This window comes from Ruegeria sp. MALMAid1280 (genome assembly GCF_049195285.1).
GTDB lineage: Bacteria > Pseudomonadota > Alphaproteobacteria > Rhodobacterales > Rhodobacteraceae > Ruegeria.
On record NZ_JBMIRT010000059.1, the window covers coordinates 1,080,642 to 1,094,759 of the forward strand.

Below are 14,118 nucleotides of genomic sequence, written 5' to 3' on the forward strand. Positions count from 1 at the left end.
TTTCGGGGTTAAGGCAAGGGAAATCCATGATCGTCGTTGAGGACGTGCACAAGCATTTTAGCGGCTTCCACGCGGTGGATGGCGCTTCGTTAAAGATTGGAAAGGGTTCGATCACCGGCCTTATCGGACCAAACGGTGCAGGCAAAACCACGCTGTTCAACGTGATCGCGGGCGTTCTGCCTCCGACCAGCGGCAAGGTGTTCATGGATGGTGAGGACATCACCGGATTGCCCCCACATGAGTTGTTTCACAAGGGCTTGCTGCGCACGTTCCAGATCGCGCATGAGTTTTCCTCGATGACCTGCCGCGAGAACCTGATGATGGTGCCCGGTGCCCAATCTGGTGAATCGCTGTGGAATACCTGGTTCGGCCGCAAGCGCATCGCTGATGAGGAACGCGCCCTGCGCGCCAAGGCCGACGAGGTGCTTGAGTTCCTGACCATCGAACATCTGGCCGATCACAAGGCGGGTCAAGTCTCGGGCGGGCAAAAGAAACTGCTGGAGCTGGGCCGCACCATGATGGTCGACGCCAAGATCGTGTTTCTGGACGAGGTCGGCGCGGGTGTGAACCGCACCCTGCTGATGACCATCGCCGACACAATCCTGCGCCTGAACAAGGAACGCGGCTATACTTTCGTGGTCATCGAGCACGACATGGATTTCATCGGCAAGATTTGCGACCCGGTCATCTGCATGGCCGAGGGCAAGGTTCTGGCCGAGGGCACTCTGGACGAGATCAAGGCCAATGAGCATGTGATCGAGGCCTATCTGGGCACCGGCCTGAAGAACAAAGACAAGCTGGAGGCGGGCGCATGAGCGACAACCCCTACCAGGACGACAAGGGCAACAAGGACGCCTCGATCACCAATCCGCATGGTGTCGGCACCATGACGCCAGCGCATCGGAAAAGCGGCGAAACGCACCGTGTCGAAGGTGGTCCTTTTCTGATCGGCGACACGATGACCGGCGGCTATGGCAAAGGGCCGGACATCCTCCATGATTGCACCATCGCCGTCGACAAGGGTGAAATTGCAGTGATCGTCGGCCCCAACGGCGCGGGTAAATCGACTGCGATGAAGGCCGTGTTTGGAATGCTGGACGTCCGTGCCGGGGCGGTGCGGCTGGATGGCGAGGATATCACCAAACTCTCGCCGCAGGACCGGGTGATCAGGGGGATGGGCTTTGTGCCGCAGACCTCGAATATCTTCACCTCGATGACGGTGGAAGAGAACCTTGAGATGGGCGCCTTTATCCGCCGCGACGACATCAGCCAGACGATGGAGCAGGTCTATGACCTGTTCCCCATCCTGCGCGACAAGCGCAATCAGGCGGCCGGAGAGCTGTCGGGCGGACAACGCCAACAGGTTGCCGTGGGCCGGGCGCTGATGACCCAGCCCAAAGTGCTGATGCTGGACGAGCCGACCGCCGGTGTTTCCCCCATCGTGATGGATGAGCTGTTCGACCGGATCATCGAGGTCTCACGCACCGGCCTGCCGATCCTGATGGTCGAACAGAACGCCCGTCAGGCGCTTGAGATCGCGGATAAGGGATATGTGCTGGTTCAGGGGCGGAATGCCTATACCGGCACGGGCAAGGAACTGCTGGCCGATCCCGAAGTGCGCAAGAGTTTCCTGGGGGGGTAAATGGCTATACATCTGATCTCCTGCATTTTTCCGATGCTCTGCCCTGCTTTCGAGCCTTGTGAAAACAAGCTTGAAGGTGAAACTGTAAATTTGAAGTTTCGTATGCAGGACGACGTTCCAATAGTAGAGTTTTGGACGCCAGGGAGCCCGCAACACATGCCGTGGCCTGCTATCGTGCAAACACATTCGTTGCCACAGATCTCTTGGGTGTTCTTTTCGTCGGGCGAGATCCATGGATCTTGGATGGTAACAGTCCCAACAGGCGGCGGCGACGCGTTTGTCTCGGTTCACTCACAGGCCGTATTCGCGCAAAACTCGATGTACGCATCGAAGGGCGCCTGCGAAATTCAACAAGAGGGCGTGTAATGGACTTCCTCAACGCCCTTGTGGCGCTCTCCAACTTCGTTCTTGTTCCCGCAATCGCCTATGGCAGCCAATTGGCGCTGGGTGCGTTGGGGGTGACGCTGATCTATGGCATCCTGCGGTTCTCGAACTTTGCCCATGGCGACACGATGGCCTTTGGCGCGATGATCGCCGTTCTGGCCACGTGGGGGCTGCAAGCCGCCGGGGTCAGTTTCGGGCCGCTGCCGACCGCCCTGCTGGCCCTGCCCTTTGCCATTCTGGGCTGTATCGTTCTGGTGCTGATCACCGACCGACTTGTCTATCGCTTTTACCGCGAACAAAAGGCCAAGCCGGTCATTCTTGTGATCGTTTCGATGGGTGTAATGTTCATCATGAACGGCCTCGTAAGGTTCATCATCGGGCCGGATGACCAAAGGTTCTCGGACGGCGCAAGGTTCATCGTTTCGGCGCGGGATTTCCGCGAGATGACCGGGCTGCGTGAGGGGCTGGCGATCAAGACCTCACAGGGCATTACCGTGATTGTGGCCGTTGTCGCCGTGGCGCTGCTGTTCTGGTTCCTGAACAAGACCCGCACCGGCAAGTCGATGCGCGCCTATTCGGATAACGAGGATCTGGCGCTGTTGTCGGGGATCAACCCCGAACGCGTGGTGATGATCACATGGATCATTGTCGCCGCTTTGGCGACCACGGCGGGCGTGCTGTACGGGCTGGACAAAAGCTTCAAGCCTTTCGTCTATTTTCAGCTTCTGCTGCCGATCTTTGCCTCGGCCATCGTGGGCGGTCTCGGCAGCCCTCTGGGCGCCATCGCGGGCGGCTTTATCATCGCCTTTTCCGAGGTGACGATCACCTATGCCTGGAAAAAGGTGCTGACCTATCTGGCACCGGAAAGCCTGGAGCCATCGGGATTGGTGCAATTCCTGTCCACCGACTACAAATTTGCGGTCAGCTTTGTCATCCTGCTGATCGTGCTGCTGTTCAAACCTACGGGTCTGTTTAAGGGGAAAGCGGTATGACCGAGCCCGTCAAAAACACGCTGCTTTTCGCCGTGGTCGGCGGCCTGATCCTGCTGACCGGGTTCACGCAAAGCTGGAACGCCGCGATCCTGATCCTGAACATGGGGCTGATCTCGGCCGTCATGGCGTTGGGGGTAAACCTGCAATGGGGCTTTGCCGGGCTGTTCAACGTCGGCGTCATGGGCTTTGTCGCGCTGGGCGGGCTGGCGGTTGTGCTGGTTTCGACCCCGACCACGCCCGGAGCATGGTCGGCTGGCGGGTACGGTATCGTTCTGGCCTTGCTGCTGGGGGCCGCGACGGTCGTGGCCACCGTTCTGGTGGCGCAGAAAATGCCGAAAGGCCGGGTGCGAACGCTGTCGATCATCGCCATTCTGATAGCGGGGTTCTTTATCTACCGCGCCGTGCTTGATCCCAACACCGCGGCGGTCGAGGCAATTGAACCTGCGGTCGCAGGCAACCTCGGCGGCCTGAACCTGCCGGTGCTACTGGCCTGGCCCGCCGGAGGTCTGCTGGCTGCGGGTGCCGCCTGGCTGATCGGTAAGACCGCTCTGGGTTTACGCTCGGACTATCTGGCGATCGCAACGCTGGGTATTGCCGAGATCATCATCGCGGTCCTGAAGAACGAGGACTGGCTGGCCCGGGGCGTCAAGAACGTCTACGGCATCCCGCGCCCGGCACCGGTTGTTGGCTATGAGGTCGATCTGCAGAACGATCCCGGCTTTGTAGCCCGCGCCGATTGGCTGGGGCTGGACCCGGTCACGGCCTCGACCCTTTCGGTCAAGCTGGGCTATTCATTGCTGTTTCTGATCGTGCTGTTGCTGTTGCTGTGGATGGCGCAGAGAGCACTGAACAGCCCGTGGGGCCGTATGATGCGCGCCATTCGTGACAATGAGGTCGCAGCCGAGGCGATGGGGAAGGACGTCACCCGCCGCCATTTGCAGATATTCGTTCTGGGCTCGGCCATCTGCGGCATCGCAGGGGCGATGATGACCACTCTGGACGGTCAGCTGACCCCCAGTGCGTATCAGCCGCTGCGTTTTACCTTCCTTGTCTGGGTTATGGTGATCGTCGGCGGTTCGGGCAACAATTTCGGAGCGGTTCTGGGCGCCTTCGTCATCTGGTTCCTTTGGGTTCAGGTCGAACCAATTGGCCTGTGGCTTATGAACCTGATCACATTGGGTCTGCCCGATGGCAGTGCGCTCAAGGCCCATCTGATCGAAAGCGCCGCGCATATGCGCCTGCTGACCATGGGGCTGATCCTGCTGATTGTTCTCAGATTCAGCCCAAGAGGCCTGATTCCCGAGAAATAGATCGCACCAGTGGGAAAATTCGAAACCGTGCCGCATAATCGGCGCGGTTTCTTGATTCATGAACCGAACATGAATAGACGAAATCATCGTTGAGCACGTTCCGGGCCTGCGCCGGATCGCCTTCACGTTAAATTAGTCAATCGAGGCTGAAACTACAGGCCACCTCTCAAGAGTAAGAAGACGACGAATGAAAACTTCCATTTTTCCAAAAATCCTCATGCTACCAGTTGTCGCCAGCCTGGCTGCATGTATCCCGTCACCCGAAGATCTGGAGACTGAGCCGGTCAAGGTTCAAACTCCGAAGGGCGTGGTGACCTGTCAGCTGTACCGTCATGACCGGGTCACCTGGGATCGCGCCATTGATTACCCGGCCACCAAGATGTCTGTACCCGAGGCGGACGCCTATTGCCGACAAGAAGGCCAGCGCCGCCTGAAGTAACGGGATCGGCGCCGGGCGGCAGACTCACCGCGCGGCGCCATGTGCTTATCGGCCTCTAAACAACCCGCCCAGAATACCGCGGACGATACGGCGCCCGGTTGTCCCTTTGAGTTCCTTGATGACAGCCTCGCTCATGGCGGTGGCAAATGTATCCTTTTTCCGCGTCACTCGGGAGGATGACCGCCCCACACGGCCACCGGAATATCGGCGGGCCGTGGCGAATTCGCGTTCTGCTACTGTCTGGGTCTCTTCCTCCTCTTCCGCTTTTGCTGCAGCTTTGGCAGCCTCATCCGCGCGGCCCTGAAGGATTTCGAACGCCGACCTGCGATCCTTCAGCGTGCCGTATTTGGACTGCATGGGAGAGGCCGCCAGAACTGCCTGACGCTCGGCCTCGGTGATTGGCCCTAGCTGCGATCCGGGTGGGCGGATCAGGGTCCGTTCAACAATCCCCGGCACCCCCTTTTTCTGCAGCATCGAGGTCACCGCCTCGCCCACGCCGACTTCGCGGATTGCAGCCTCGGTGTCGAAGGCCGGGTTTTCCCGATAGGTTTCGGCGGCCAGGCGCAGGTTCTTGCGATCTCTGGCGGTGAACGCACGCAACGCGTGCTGCACACGGTTTCCAAGCTGCCCCAGAATATCCTCGGGGATGTCCGCCGGATTCTGCGAGATGAAATAGACCCCAACCCCCTTGGACCGGATCAGCCGCGCGACTTGTTCAACCTTGTCGACCAGAACCTTGGGCGCGTCTTCGAACAGCAGATGCGCCTCGTCAAAAAAGAAGACCAGCTTGGGTTTGTCCGGATCGCCGACCTCGGGCAGTTCTTCGAACAGCTCGCTTAGCAGCCAAAGTAGGAAGGTCGCATAAAGGCGCGGAGAGCCCATCAGCTTGTCCGAGGCCAGAATATTCACCATCCCCTGCCCGTTCTCATCCGTGCGCATCAGATCGGCAAGCTCCAGCGCGGGTTCGCCGAACAGGTTGGTGCCACCCTGGTTTTCCAACACCAGCAAGCGGCGCTGAATGGCCCCGATCGAGGCGGTTGAGACATTGCCGTAACGCAGGGACAATTTCGCCCGGTTCTCACCAATCCATACCAGCAGGGCCTGCAGGTCCTTGAGATCCAACAGCGGCATTCCCTCTTCATCCGCCACGCGGAACGCGATGTTCAGGATGCCTTCCTGCGCCTCGCTCAGGTCCATGAGGCGCGACAGCAGCAGCGGGCCCATCTCGGTCACGGTCGTGCGCACCGGGTGGCCTTGCTGACCGAACAAATCCCAGAACGTCACCGGACACGCGGCATAGGCGTAATCCAGAAACCCGATGCGCGAGGCGCGATCCTGAAACGCCTGATGCAACTTATGGGTTTCGCTTCCCGCCTTGGCCAGACCGGACAGATCCCCTTTGACGTCAGAAAGGAACACCGGAACGCCCGCTGCGGAAAACCCCTCGGCCAGAATTTGCAGCGTTACGGTTTTGCCTGTGCCCGTCGCACCGGCGATCAACCCGTGCCGGTTGGCATATTTCAACGTCAGGGATTGAGGCAGGCTGTAATCGTCACCTGCACCGCCCAGAAAGATGTTTTTTTCCATGTATGTAAGGCCTTAATTTCCACCGATCTGCCCCCAGCATACAAAGTTAACCTTTGACTGCGATAGTCAATTCGCTGCCTTCGTCGCGAATGGTGCAAGGCGGCAAACTTCCTCCCTGTCGACTGACCGCGCCTTCGGGCGCGGTTTTTTTACGGAAAACTGGATCTGCCATTAATTTTTTAGGTTTGCAGTTGACCGCTGCGCCCGCCTTTCGTAACGTCTGCCCATAACTAAGTCGGCCAGTCCGACGGGGAGAACATTTCGTGAAAGGGAGCCGCTCCACCGGCTCCCTTTTTCATTGACCGGAAATGCCGCGGAATGGCGAAAAACCGATCATATCCGACCGTTTACACAGCTTAGAGCCTGACACCATGATCCAAGGGTGGTAAGACGCCCAAAAAGCTCAATCACTCTGCCGAGGCATTCATGATCAAGAAACTTCTCTCTTTCAACGTAATGGCCGCCGTGCTGTGCTGCGGGGGCGTCTACGCGCAGGAAACGACGCAGGAAAGCCAACCCGCAGCCGAAACGCCGCAGACAGGTGCGGGCACCGAACTGGACCTCGGTGAAAGCGGTCCTCGTGTTGGCGAACAATACGTCAAGGAAAAGGCCGGAGACTGGTCCGTCACCTGCATCAACACAGACACGGACAATGACCCCTGCGCGTTGCGACAGATTCTGCTGGGTCCGCAGCGTCAGCCCATCGCGGAAATCACCATTGAAAAGCTTGCCGAGGGCACCACGGCCGTTGCAGGCGCAACTGTTATCGTGCCCCTGGAAATTCTATTGCAGGCACAGCTGGCCTTCTCGATCGATGGGGCACCGGGCAAACGCTATGACTATCAAACCTGCACCCCGGTCGGCTGTATCGCCCAACTGGGTTTCACTCAAGGCGACGTGGATGCGATGAAAGCTGGCAGCAAGGCAAAGCTGTCCATGGTTTCGGTCCATGCGCCCAATCAACTGGTGGAACTGGAAATGTCCCTATCGGGCTTCACGTCCGGGTTTGACGGGCTGAACGCGAACCAGAACTAAGCCAAGACAAAAAACGCCGCCGTAACAGAACGGCGGCGTTTCTATTGCTTTGCTCCAGCCTTATGCCCTCTTCAATGCAAGTACCGCGTTGAGCCCACCAAAGGCAAACGCATTGCTCAGCGCCACCTCGACCTTTGCTTCGCGGGCGGTATTGGGCACCACGTCCAGCGCGCATTCCGGGTCGGGCTCTTCGTAGCCGATGGTCGGAGCGATAACGCCATCGCGCAATGCCATGATACAGGCCAGCAGCTCGACCGCGCCGGTTCCACCGATCAGGTGACCATGCATGGATTTCGTGGATGAGATCATCAGATCATCCGCGTGCGGGCCGAACACATCCGCAACCGCCGCGCATTCGGTTTTGTCATTCGCGGCCGTGCCGGTGCCATGCGCGTTGATATAGCTGACTTGATCCGCATTCAGACGCGCATCCGCCAAAGCACCCGCCATCGCCCGTGCCGCGCCCTGTTTGCTGGGCATCACGATATCTGACGCGTCCGAGGACATGGCAAATCCTACGATCTCGCACAGGATATCGGCACCCCGAGCGCGGGCGTGTTCATATTCCTCAAAGACAAAGATACCGGCACCTTCGCCTTGAACCATGCCGTTGCGGTTGGCGCTGAACGGGCGGCAGGCGTCCCGGGACATAACCCGAAGCCCCTCCCAGGCCTTCACACCACCAAAACACAGCATCGATTCCGACCCGCCGGTGATCATCGCAGGGGCCGCCCCGCTGCGCACCATCTGGAACGCCAGCGCCATCGCGTGGTTTGACGACGCACAGGCCGTCGAGACGGTAAAGCTCGGGCCTTTGAGGTTGTGCTCCATCGACACGTGGCTAGCCGCGGCATTGTTCATCAGCTTCGGCACGACAAACGGGTGAACCCGATTCTTGCCGTCTTCGTAGACCGACCGGTAATTGTCATCCCAGGTCGAAACGCCACCTCCAGCGGTGCCCAGAACAACACCGGACCGGGCGGCAAGCTCACCATTGAATTTGATCCCGGACTGATCGATCGCCTCTTTCGCGGCCGTAAGGGTGAATTGAGTGAACCGGTCATACAGGCTCATCTGCTGGCGATTGAAACGCCCTTCGGCCTCGAACCCACGGACCTGACCGCCGATCTTGATGGAAAGCCGTTCGACGTCGCGGAACTCAAGTTCTGAAATGCCACAACGCCCTTCGCGCATGGCTTCAAGCGTATCGGACACGGAATGGCCCAGCGAGTTGATCGTCCCGGCGCCGGAAATGACAACGCGTTTCATGGAGCTTTGTCAGACCTTTTCCGACACGAGCTTTTCGATACCGGCAATGATGGCTGCCACGTTCGAGATATCGAAATCGCTGGCCTCGGGTTCGTTGGCGTTGAACGGGACCGAGATGTCGAACTCTTCTTCGATGGCAAAGATGCTCTCGACCAGACCCAGACTGTCGATTCCCAGATCCTCAAGCGTGCTTTCGGGTGTGACGTCCGAAGGCTCCAGCACGGCCTGCTCAGCAATGATTGCGATGACGCGGTCGGTGATGCTCATGTCGGTCCTCTGATTATCCCGTTGCGGATGACTTAATCGCTCGGAGGCTGTTTGAAAACAGCCTTTTTCAACGCCTCGACGTCACGGGCAATCCGCGGCAGACGACGTTGTGCTTTGTAGATGTTGGTGTGGGTGTCCATCTTGATGCCCGGATAGCCCATGATCACGCGGCCCGCAGGAACATTTGACAGAATCTTAGTGCCGCCCCCCGCTATCACGCCGTCACCGATAAAGATGTTGTCGACGACACCGGTCTGGCCGCCCAGAACCACGTTGTTACCAATCTCGACCGAACCGGACACTCCGGTTTGACCGCACAGCAGACAATCCTGCCCCACGCGGGTGTTGTGGCCGACATGCACAAGGTTATCCAACTTTGAGCCGTTGCCGATACGGGTATTCCGGATCGTGCCGTTGTCGACGGTGCAATTGGCGCCAACCTCGACGTCATCACCAACCTCGACCGCGCCCAGAGAGTGAATGCGTAGCCAGCTTTGCGCCCGTGCGTCGCCCTGATCACCCATCGTCTTGCGTGCATTTTCGGCGCCGGAGACTTCGGGGGTGACAAAGCTGAACCCGTCACCGCCAATCCGCGCGCCGGGTTGGGCAATGAAACGGTCCCCGATCTGCGCCCGCGCCCCGATGCTGACCATCTCGCGCAGCATCGCTAGGTCGCCCAGAACGGCATCCATCCCAATCACACAATGAGGCCCAATCACCGCACCCTTGCCGATCTTCACCCGTGCGCCGATGACGGCAAGCGGTCCGATCGAGGCACCTTCGCCGATTTCAGCCGTCGGGTCGATCACGGCCGAGGGGTGAATCCCCGGCTCAACCCCCTGCCCGCGATCCAGCATTGCAGTCACGCCAGCCATCGCCATACGCGGCCGGGGCACAAAAATCGCGGCTTCCAAACCCAACGCCTGCCAGTCGGCCCCTTCCCACAAGACAGCAGCCTGCGCGGCCCCGCCGCTCAGCGCCTCGGCATATTTCGGAGACATCGCCATCGCCAGATCGGACGCCCCAGCATCCGCCGGTTCGGCGGCGCGTTCGATAATCAGGCTGGTGTCACCCTGGCTTTCCGCCCCAAGGGCGTCAGCGATTTGCTGGATCGTGTAGTGCATGTCGGGCTTCCCGGTTTAAGGACCTGACCCGCTGATTACCCCTGAACGTCCGGCAGGGCCACCCCTGCCTTCTGCAGAGCCTCCCAGATTTTCCGGTCGCGCTCATAGACATCCCGACGATACTGGACCTTGCCCTTTGGTCCGATAAAGGCTGTACGATAGATGATATGGACCGGAACGTGTTCCTCAAGCCGCACTGTGGTTTCCTTGCCGGTGTTCAGCACCCGGTGGAAAAACGCCTTTGGATTCTCTTCCTGTTTGGCCAGCAGCGCATAGGCGAACTCAAACGGTTGCGCCAAACGGATACAGCCATGCGAGAACGCCCGCACCTCACGCGCGAACAGACTTTTCTGAGGCGTATCATGCAGATAGATGTTGTACTTGTTGGGGAACATGAACTTCACCAACCCCAGAGCATTGCTTGTTCCGGGCGCCTGACGCATCGCAAACGGAAAGTTGCGCGCATTGAACTGGGTGAAATCCACCGCACCGCGATTGACCTGACGGCCGCTGCGGTCGGTAATCTGGATGTGCCCGACCGCGTGCGGATTGGACTTGAGCTTGGGCAGGTATTCCTTGGTGATGATCGAGCGCGGAACATACCAGCTGGGGTTGATGACCATATGCTCCATCTCATCCGAGAATTCGGGGCTGCGGCGGTCATGGGTGTTCTTGCCGATCACGGCGCGGGTCTCAAAAGTAATCGAACCGTCATCCACGATCTTGGCCGAGAAATCGGTTTGATTGACCAGAATATGGCGCCCGCCCCGTTCACGCGGCAACCAGCGTTCGCGCTCAAGTGCGACATAGACGGCCTTGAGTCGATCCGAGGCGCTGCGGTTAAGCTCGGTGATCGTGCCCTGACCGGCAACGCCGTCGGCCGCAAGGCCGTGATCGGTCTGGAACGCCTGCACCGCGCCCAACAGGGCGTCATCGAATTCCGGGCTGGCCGTCGGTCGCATATAACCCATTGAAACCAAACGGTTGCGCAGCTTTATTACATTCGGTCCCGTGTCACCGTATTCCAGTTTGGACACCGGAACCGTAGGCCCCCAGCCCCCCTGGTTGACGAGGTTCTCCAGTACGAGTTTCTGTTTCATCAACGCCCGGTATTGAGTCGATTGCGGGGCGAGCTGATCGAAATAGCTGCCGTTCTCCGCCGCGATCAGAGCCTGAAGGTGTTCTTTGGCTGGGGTTCGTTCGACCTTGCGCACCAGGCCATCGTCGATCGCAGAAGGCCGCAGTGCGCCCGATTGCAGGTTCCGGGCGTATTCTACAAAAGCGAGGGTCAACTGGATTTCGACCGCGCCAAGATCGCGTGTCGTGCGGGCGTTCTGCATCTGATCCAAAAGCGCCTGAGCGCTGAAAGAGCCCTGCGGCAGTCCATGCATGTCGGTGCCCGACAAGGCTCGCATCAACCGCGCCCGCCGCGTCATGTGTTCAGGTGTTTCCCCCACCCAAACCGGTGCGAATCCGTTTTCACGATAGAATTCCGCAATCCCTGACCCCGAGGGGGCAAATTCTGCCACAGCCATCTGATAAGCCGTTGCCGGTCGGGTTTCTGCGCCTGCGATCGATGCTGAAGCCAGAAAACATGCCGTTAAAATGAAACTAGTACGCGTCCGAAAACCTGAGAACATGGGATGGCCTTGATTATTCTTTATTTTGCGCCGCTGGGATGCGTGCCGATCAACTATGATTGCGCCCCGGGCAGCTTGTCTATTCACAAATGTATCATCGCGGCGCATCTCTCAGGGCGTGATGCGTGTTTGCATCGCCCGGCGGAATTGCGCTGCCAAATGCCTCTGGATTATACATAATTGTGCCACCTGCGCAAAAAACTGCCGAAAATTCCCCCTTGAAAAGGTGATTTTGAAAGACTTCTTGGCTGTTTTTCGCGACTGTGTCATAAATCCCGCATCTGGGATGGGAAAAAATTAAGAACGCGCGCGTAACATCGTGTGCAGGCAGGAACAGTACGGGACGAAACTGAAATGACGATGAGCAGTACATCGGGCTTGACCCGGCGTGCCCTTCTGGGCGCATTCGCGGCTACGGCAGTTGTGGCAGCACCGACTTATTCCAATGCAGCAGGGTTTCTTCGCGGTGGTGGCGACATCCGTCGCATCCGCATGTATTCCGGTCGCACCGGCGAGCGTATAGACATGATCTATTGGGTCGATGGCAAGTACATCAAGGACGCCGTAAAAGAGATCAACCAATTCATGCGCGACTGGCGGACCGATCAGGTCAAGGACATGGACCTGCGCACAATCGACATCATGGCGGCCTCGCACAATCTTCTGGATGTGAACGAACCGTACATGCTGCTTTCGGGCTATCGCTCGCCGCAAACCAACGCGATGCTGCGGTCGCGGTCGCGCCGGGTTGCCAAGAACTCGCTGCATATGAAAGGCCAGGCCGCCGACTTGCGCTTGTCGTCGCGTTCGGTCTCGCAGATGGCCAGGGCTGCCATGTCCTGCCGCGCGGGTGGCGTGGGCAAATACTCCCGCTCGAATTTCGTGCACATGGATTGCGGTGAAGTCCGCAGCTGGGGCGGCTAAATACCCCGGCATAGTTTCGAAACGACGAGCGCCCTTGGGCGCTCTTTGTTTTTTAGGACACCGGAAATGGCGAGAATCGCCGAAAACTGCCTTCAAGGCAGGCGCTGCGCAGAACCTAAAAAATGGGAATATGGCGCACCTGAGAGGATTCGAACCTCTGGCCTCTGCCTTCGGAGGGCAGCGCTCTATCCAGCTGAGCTACAGGTGCCTTGGCCGTTAGCTAACCTTGTTCCGATCCGGGTGCAACTGCAAATCTGCCCGGATCGGTTAGGTTTCAGGCAAAGAGATCATGCGCCAGTTCCAGCGCGTCAATCAGCGTGTCGACCTCATCCTGAGTGTTGTACAGCCCAAAGCTGGCGCGGCAGGTTGCGGTCACACCGTAGAAATCCATCAACGGTCCGGCGCAATGGTGGCCTGCACGCACGGCGACGCCTTTCTTGTCCAGAATCGTCGACACGTCATGCGCGTGCCCTGCCCCATCCAGCGTAAAGCTGAAGATCGCAGCTTTGTCCGCACGGGTGCCCTGAACCTGCACCCAGTTCAGACCGGTCAGGCGCTGCATGGTATAGTCGCGAATCCCAGCTTCATGCGCGGCGATGTTCTCCATCCCCAGATCCATCATGTATTCCAGCGCCACGCCCAAGCCGATGGTCTGAACGATACCGGGGGTTCCGGCCTCGAACTTCATCGGCGGGTCATTGTAGATCACCTGATCCTTGCTGACCTCTTTGATCATGTCGCCGCCACCGATAAAGGGGCGCATCTCGGCCATACGTTCGGACTTGATATAAATCGCACCCGAGCCGGACGGACCATACAGCTTGTGCCCGGTGATGGCGTAGAAATCGCAGCCGATATCCTGCACGTTGACCGGCATATGCACAGCGCCCTGGCTGCCATCGACCAGCACGGGAACACCCTTGGCATGGGCACCTTGGGTGATGGCTTTGACGTCAACCACGGTGCCCAGAACGTTGGAACATTGGGTCACGGCGACCAGCCTGGTCTTTGGGCCAATCGCGTCGATCACCGCCTGCGGGTCCAGACCGCCTTCGGCATCCACGTCGACCCATTTCAGGACAACGCCCTGACGTTCGCGCAGGAAATGCCAGGGTACGATGTTGGCGTGATGCTCCATGACGCTGAGGACGATCTCATCCCCTGCCTGCAGGCGTGGCATCGCCCAGCCGTAAGCAACCAGATTGATCCCCTCGGTCGTGCCCGAGTTCAGGACGATCTCATCCTCATCCGCTGCGCCCAGAAAGCGGGCGATGGTACCGCGGACGGCCTCGTATTTCTCGGTCGCCAGATTTGACAGGAAATGCAGACCGCGATGAACGTTCGAGTATTCCTCGGCATAGGCCCGCGTCACCGCATCGATGACAACCTGAGGCTTTTGCGCCGAGGCCCCGTTGTCCAGATAGGTCAGCGGCTTGCCGTTCACGTCGCGCGACAGGATCGGAAAGTCTGCGCGGATTTTTTCTACGTCATACATGGTCTTGTTA

The 14,118-nt window shown here is 58.9% G+C and carries 14 protein-coding genes and 1 tRNA gene; 8 read left to right on the forward strand and 7 right to left on the reverse strand.

Annotated features, from left to right (window positions below):
• Positions 1–26: 26 nt before the first annotated feature.
• From ACOQFT_RS22260 to ACOQFT_RS22285, 6 genes are all read left to right on the forward strand, one after another.
• Complete coding sequence (locus tag ACOQFT_RS22260; protein ID WP_421600005.1) at positions 27–815, forward strand: ABC transporter ATP-binding protein; 789 nt, start codon at positions 27–29, stop codon at positions 813–815.
• Complete coding sequence (locus ACOQFT_RS22265) at positions 812–1,642, forward strand: ABC transporter ATP-binding protein (protein ID WP_421600006.1); 831 nt, start codon at positions 812–814, stop codon at positions 1,640–1,642. Before ACOQFT_RS22260 ends, ACOQFT_RS22265 begins: the two co-directional genes overlap by 4 nt.
• Positions 1,643–2,008, forward strand: coding sequence for a hypothetical protein (locus tag ACOQFT_RS22270; protein WP_421600007.1), 366 nt, complete (start codon positions 1,643–1,645; stop codon positions 2,006–2,008).
• Positions 2,008–3,018, forward strand: coding sequence for a branched-chain amino acid ABC transporter permease (locus tag ACOQFT_RS22275; RefSeq protein WP_421600008.1), 1,011 nt, complete (start codon positions 2,008–2,010; stop codon positions 3,016–3,018). Before ACOQFT_RS22270 ends, ACOQFT_RS22275 begins: the two co-directional genes overlap by 1 nt.
• Positions 3,015–4,328, forward strand: a complete 1,314-nt coding sequence (locus ACOQFT_RS22280; RefSeq protein ID WP_421600009.1) for a branched-chain amino acid ABC transporter permease — start codon at positions 3,015–3,017, stop codon at positions 4,326–4,328. The genes ACOQFT_RS22275 and ACOQFT_RS22280 overlap by 4 nt, the downstream gene beginning before the upstream one ends.
• A gap of 187 nt (positions 4,329–4,515) precedes the next feature.
• Positions 4,516–4,767: a hypothetical protein gene (locus ACOQFT_RS22285; RefSeq protein WP_421600010.1), complete on the forward strand. Its 252-nt coding sequence runs from the start codon at positions 4,516–4,518 to the stop codon at positions 4,765–4,767.
• Between the two features lie 45 nt (positions 4,768–4,812).
• Here the strand turns inward: ACOQFT_RS22285 and ACOQFT_RS22290 are convergent, their stop codons facing one another.
• A complete protein-coding gene (locus tag ACOQFT_RS22290) occupies positions 4,813–6,354 on the reverse strand; it encodes a helicase HerA-like domain-containing protein (protein ID WP_421600011.1) in 1,542 nt (513 codons plus the stop codon).
• Positions 6,355–6,780: 426 nt separating this feature from the next.
• Between ACOQFT_RS22290 and ACOQFT_RS22295 the strand changes: the two genes are divergently transcribed.
• A complete protein-coding gene (locus tag ACOQFT_RS22295) occupies positions 6,781–7,389 on the forward strand; it encodes an invasion associated locus B family protein (protein WP_421600012.1) in 609 nt (202 codons plus the stop codon).
• Between the two features lie 60 nt (positions 7,390–7,449).
• Here the strand turns inward: ACOQFT_RS22295 and ACOQFT_RS22300 are convergent, their stop codons facing one another.
• The 4 genes from ACOQFT_RS22300 to ACOQFT_RS22315 are packed head-to-tail and all read right to left on the reverse strand — an operon-like array spanning position 7,450 to position 11,689.
• Positions 7,450–8,658, reverse strand: coding sequence for a beta-ketoacyl-[acyl-carrier-protein] synthase family protein (locus tag ACOQFT_RS22300; RefSeq protein WP_421600013.1), 1,209 nt, complete (start codon positions 8,656–8,658; stop codon positions 7,450–7,452).
• 9 nt (positions 8,659–8,667) lie between these two features.
• Positions 8,668–8,925 carry an acyl carrier protein gene (locus ACOQFT_RS22305; protein ID WP_170324939.1) on the reverse strand — a complete coding sequence of 86 codons (258 nt, stop codon included), beginning with the start codon at positions 8,923–8,925 and terminating at the stop codon, positions 8,668–8,670.
• A 32-nt stretch (positions 8,926–8,957) separates the two neighbouring features.
• Positions 8,958–10,049 carry a UDP-3-O-(3-hydroxymyristoyl)glucosamine N-acyltransferase gene (gene lpxD / locus ACOQFT_RS22310; protein ID WP_421600014.1) on the reverse strand — a complete coding sequence of 364 codons (1,092 nt, stop codon included), beginning with the start codon at positions 10,047–10,049 and terminating at the stop codon, positions 8,958–8,960.
• Positions 10,050–10,084: 35 nt separating this feature from the next.
• A complete protein-coding gene (locus ACOQFT_RS22315) occupies positions 10,085–11,689 on the reverse strand; it encodes a L,D-transpeptidase family protein (RefSeq protein ID WP_421600015.1) in 1,605 nt (534 codons plus the stop codon).
• Positions 11,690–12,043: 354 nt separating this feature from the next.
• Here ACOQFT_RS22315 and ACOQFT_RS22320 point away from each other — a divergent pair, with 354 nt between their 5' ends.
• Positions 12,044–12,613 carry a YcbK family protein gene (locus tag ACOQFT_RS22320; protein WP_421600016.1) on the forward strand — a complete coding sequence of 190 codons (570 nt, stop codon included), beginning with the start codon at positions 12,044–12,046 and terminating at the stop codon, positions 12,611–12,613.
• Between the two features lie 131 nt (positions 12,614–12,744).
• Here ACOQFT_RS22320 and ACOQFT_RS22325 read toward each other — a convergent pair.
• A tRNA-Arg gene (locus tag ACOQFT_RS22325) sits at positions 12,745–12,821 on the reverse strand.
• A gap of 66 nt (positions 12,822–12,887) precedes the next feature.
• Complete coding sequence (locus tag ACOQFT_RS22330) at positions 12,888–14,108, reverse strand: cysteine desulfurase (protein ID WP_421600017.1); 1,221 nt, start codon at positions 14,106–14,108, stop codon at positions 12,888–12,890.
• Positions 14,109–14,118 lie beyond the last annotated feature (10 nt).

Bases quoted from the DNA above. Each gene is read 5' to 3' on its own strand.
- ACOQFT_RS22260 (WP_421600005.1), top strand. From the start codon at position 27: ATGATCGTCGTTGAGGACGTGCACAAGCATTTTAGCGGCTTCCACGCG.
- ACOQFT_RS22265 (WP_421600006.1), top strand. From the start codon at position 812: ATGAGCGACAACCCCTACCAGGACGACAAGGGCAACAAGGACGCCTCG.
- ACOQFT_RS22270 (WP_421600007.1), top strand. From the start codon at position 1,643: ATGGCTATACATCTGATCTCCTGCATTTTTCCGATGCTCTGCCCTGCT.
- ACOQFT_RS22275 (WP_421600008.1), top strand. From the start codon at position 2,008: ATGGACTTCCTCAACGCCCTTGTGGCGCTCTCCAACTTCGTTCTTGTT.
- ACOQFT_RS22280 (WP_421600009.1), top strand. From the start codon at position 3,015: ATGACCGAGCCCGTCAAAAACACGCTGCTTTTCGCCGTGGTCGGCGGC.
- ACOQFT_RS22285 (WP_421600010.1), top strand. From the start codon at position 4,516: ATGAAAACTTCCATTTTTCCAAAAATCCTCATGCTACCAGTTGTCGCC.
- ACOQFT_RS22290 (WP_421600011.1), bottom strand. From the start codon at position 6,354: ATGGAAAAAAACATCTTTCTGGGCGGTGCAGGTGACGATTACAGCCTG.
- ACOQFT_RS22295 (WP_421600012.1), top strand. From the start codon at position 6,781: ATGATCAAGAAACTTCTCTCTTTCAACGTAATGGCCGCCGTGCTGTGC.
- ACOQFT_RS22300 (WP_421600013.1), bottom strand. From the start codon at position 8,658: ATGAAACGCGTTGTCATTTCCGGCGCCGGGACGATCAACTCGCTGGGC.
- ACOQFT_RS22305 (WP_170324939.1), bottom strand. From the start codon at position 8,925: ATGAGCATCACCGACCGCGTCATCGCAATCATTGCTGAGCAGGCCGTG.
- lpxD (WP_421600014.1), bottom strand. From the start codon at position 10,049: ATGCACTACACGATCCAGCAAATCGCTGACGCCCTTGGGGCGGAAAGC.
- ACOQFT_RS22315 (WP_421600015.1), bottom strand. From the start codon at position 11,689: ATGTTCTCAGGTTTTCGGACGCGTACTAGTTTCATTTTAACGGCATGT.
- ACOQFT_RS22320 (WP_421600016.1), top strand. From the start codon at position 12,044: ATGACGATGAGCAGTACATCGGGCTTGACCCGGCGTGCCCTTCTGGGC.
- ACOQFT_RS22330 (WP_421600017.1), bottom strand. From the start codon at position 14,108: ATGTATGACGTAGAAAAAATCCGCGCAGACTTTCCGATCCTGTCGCGC.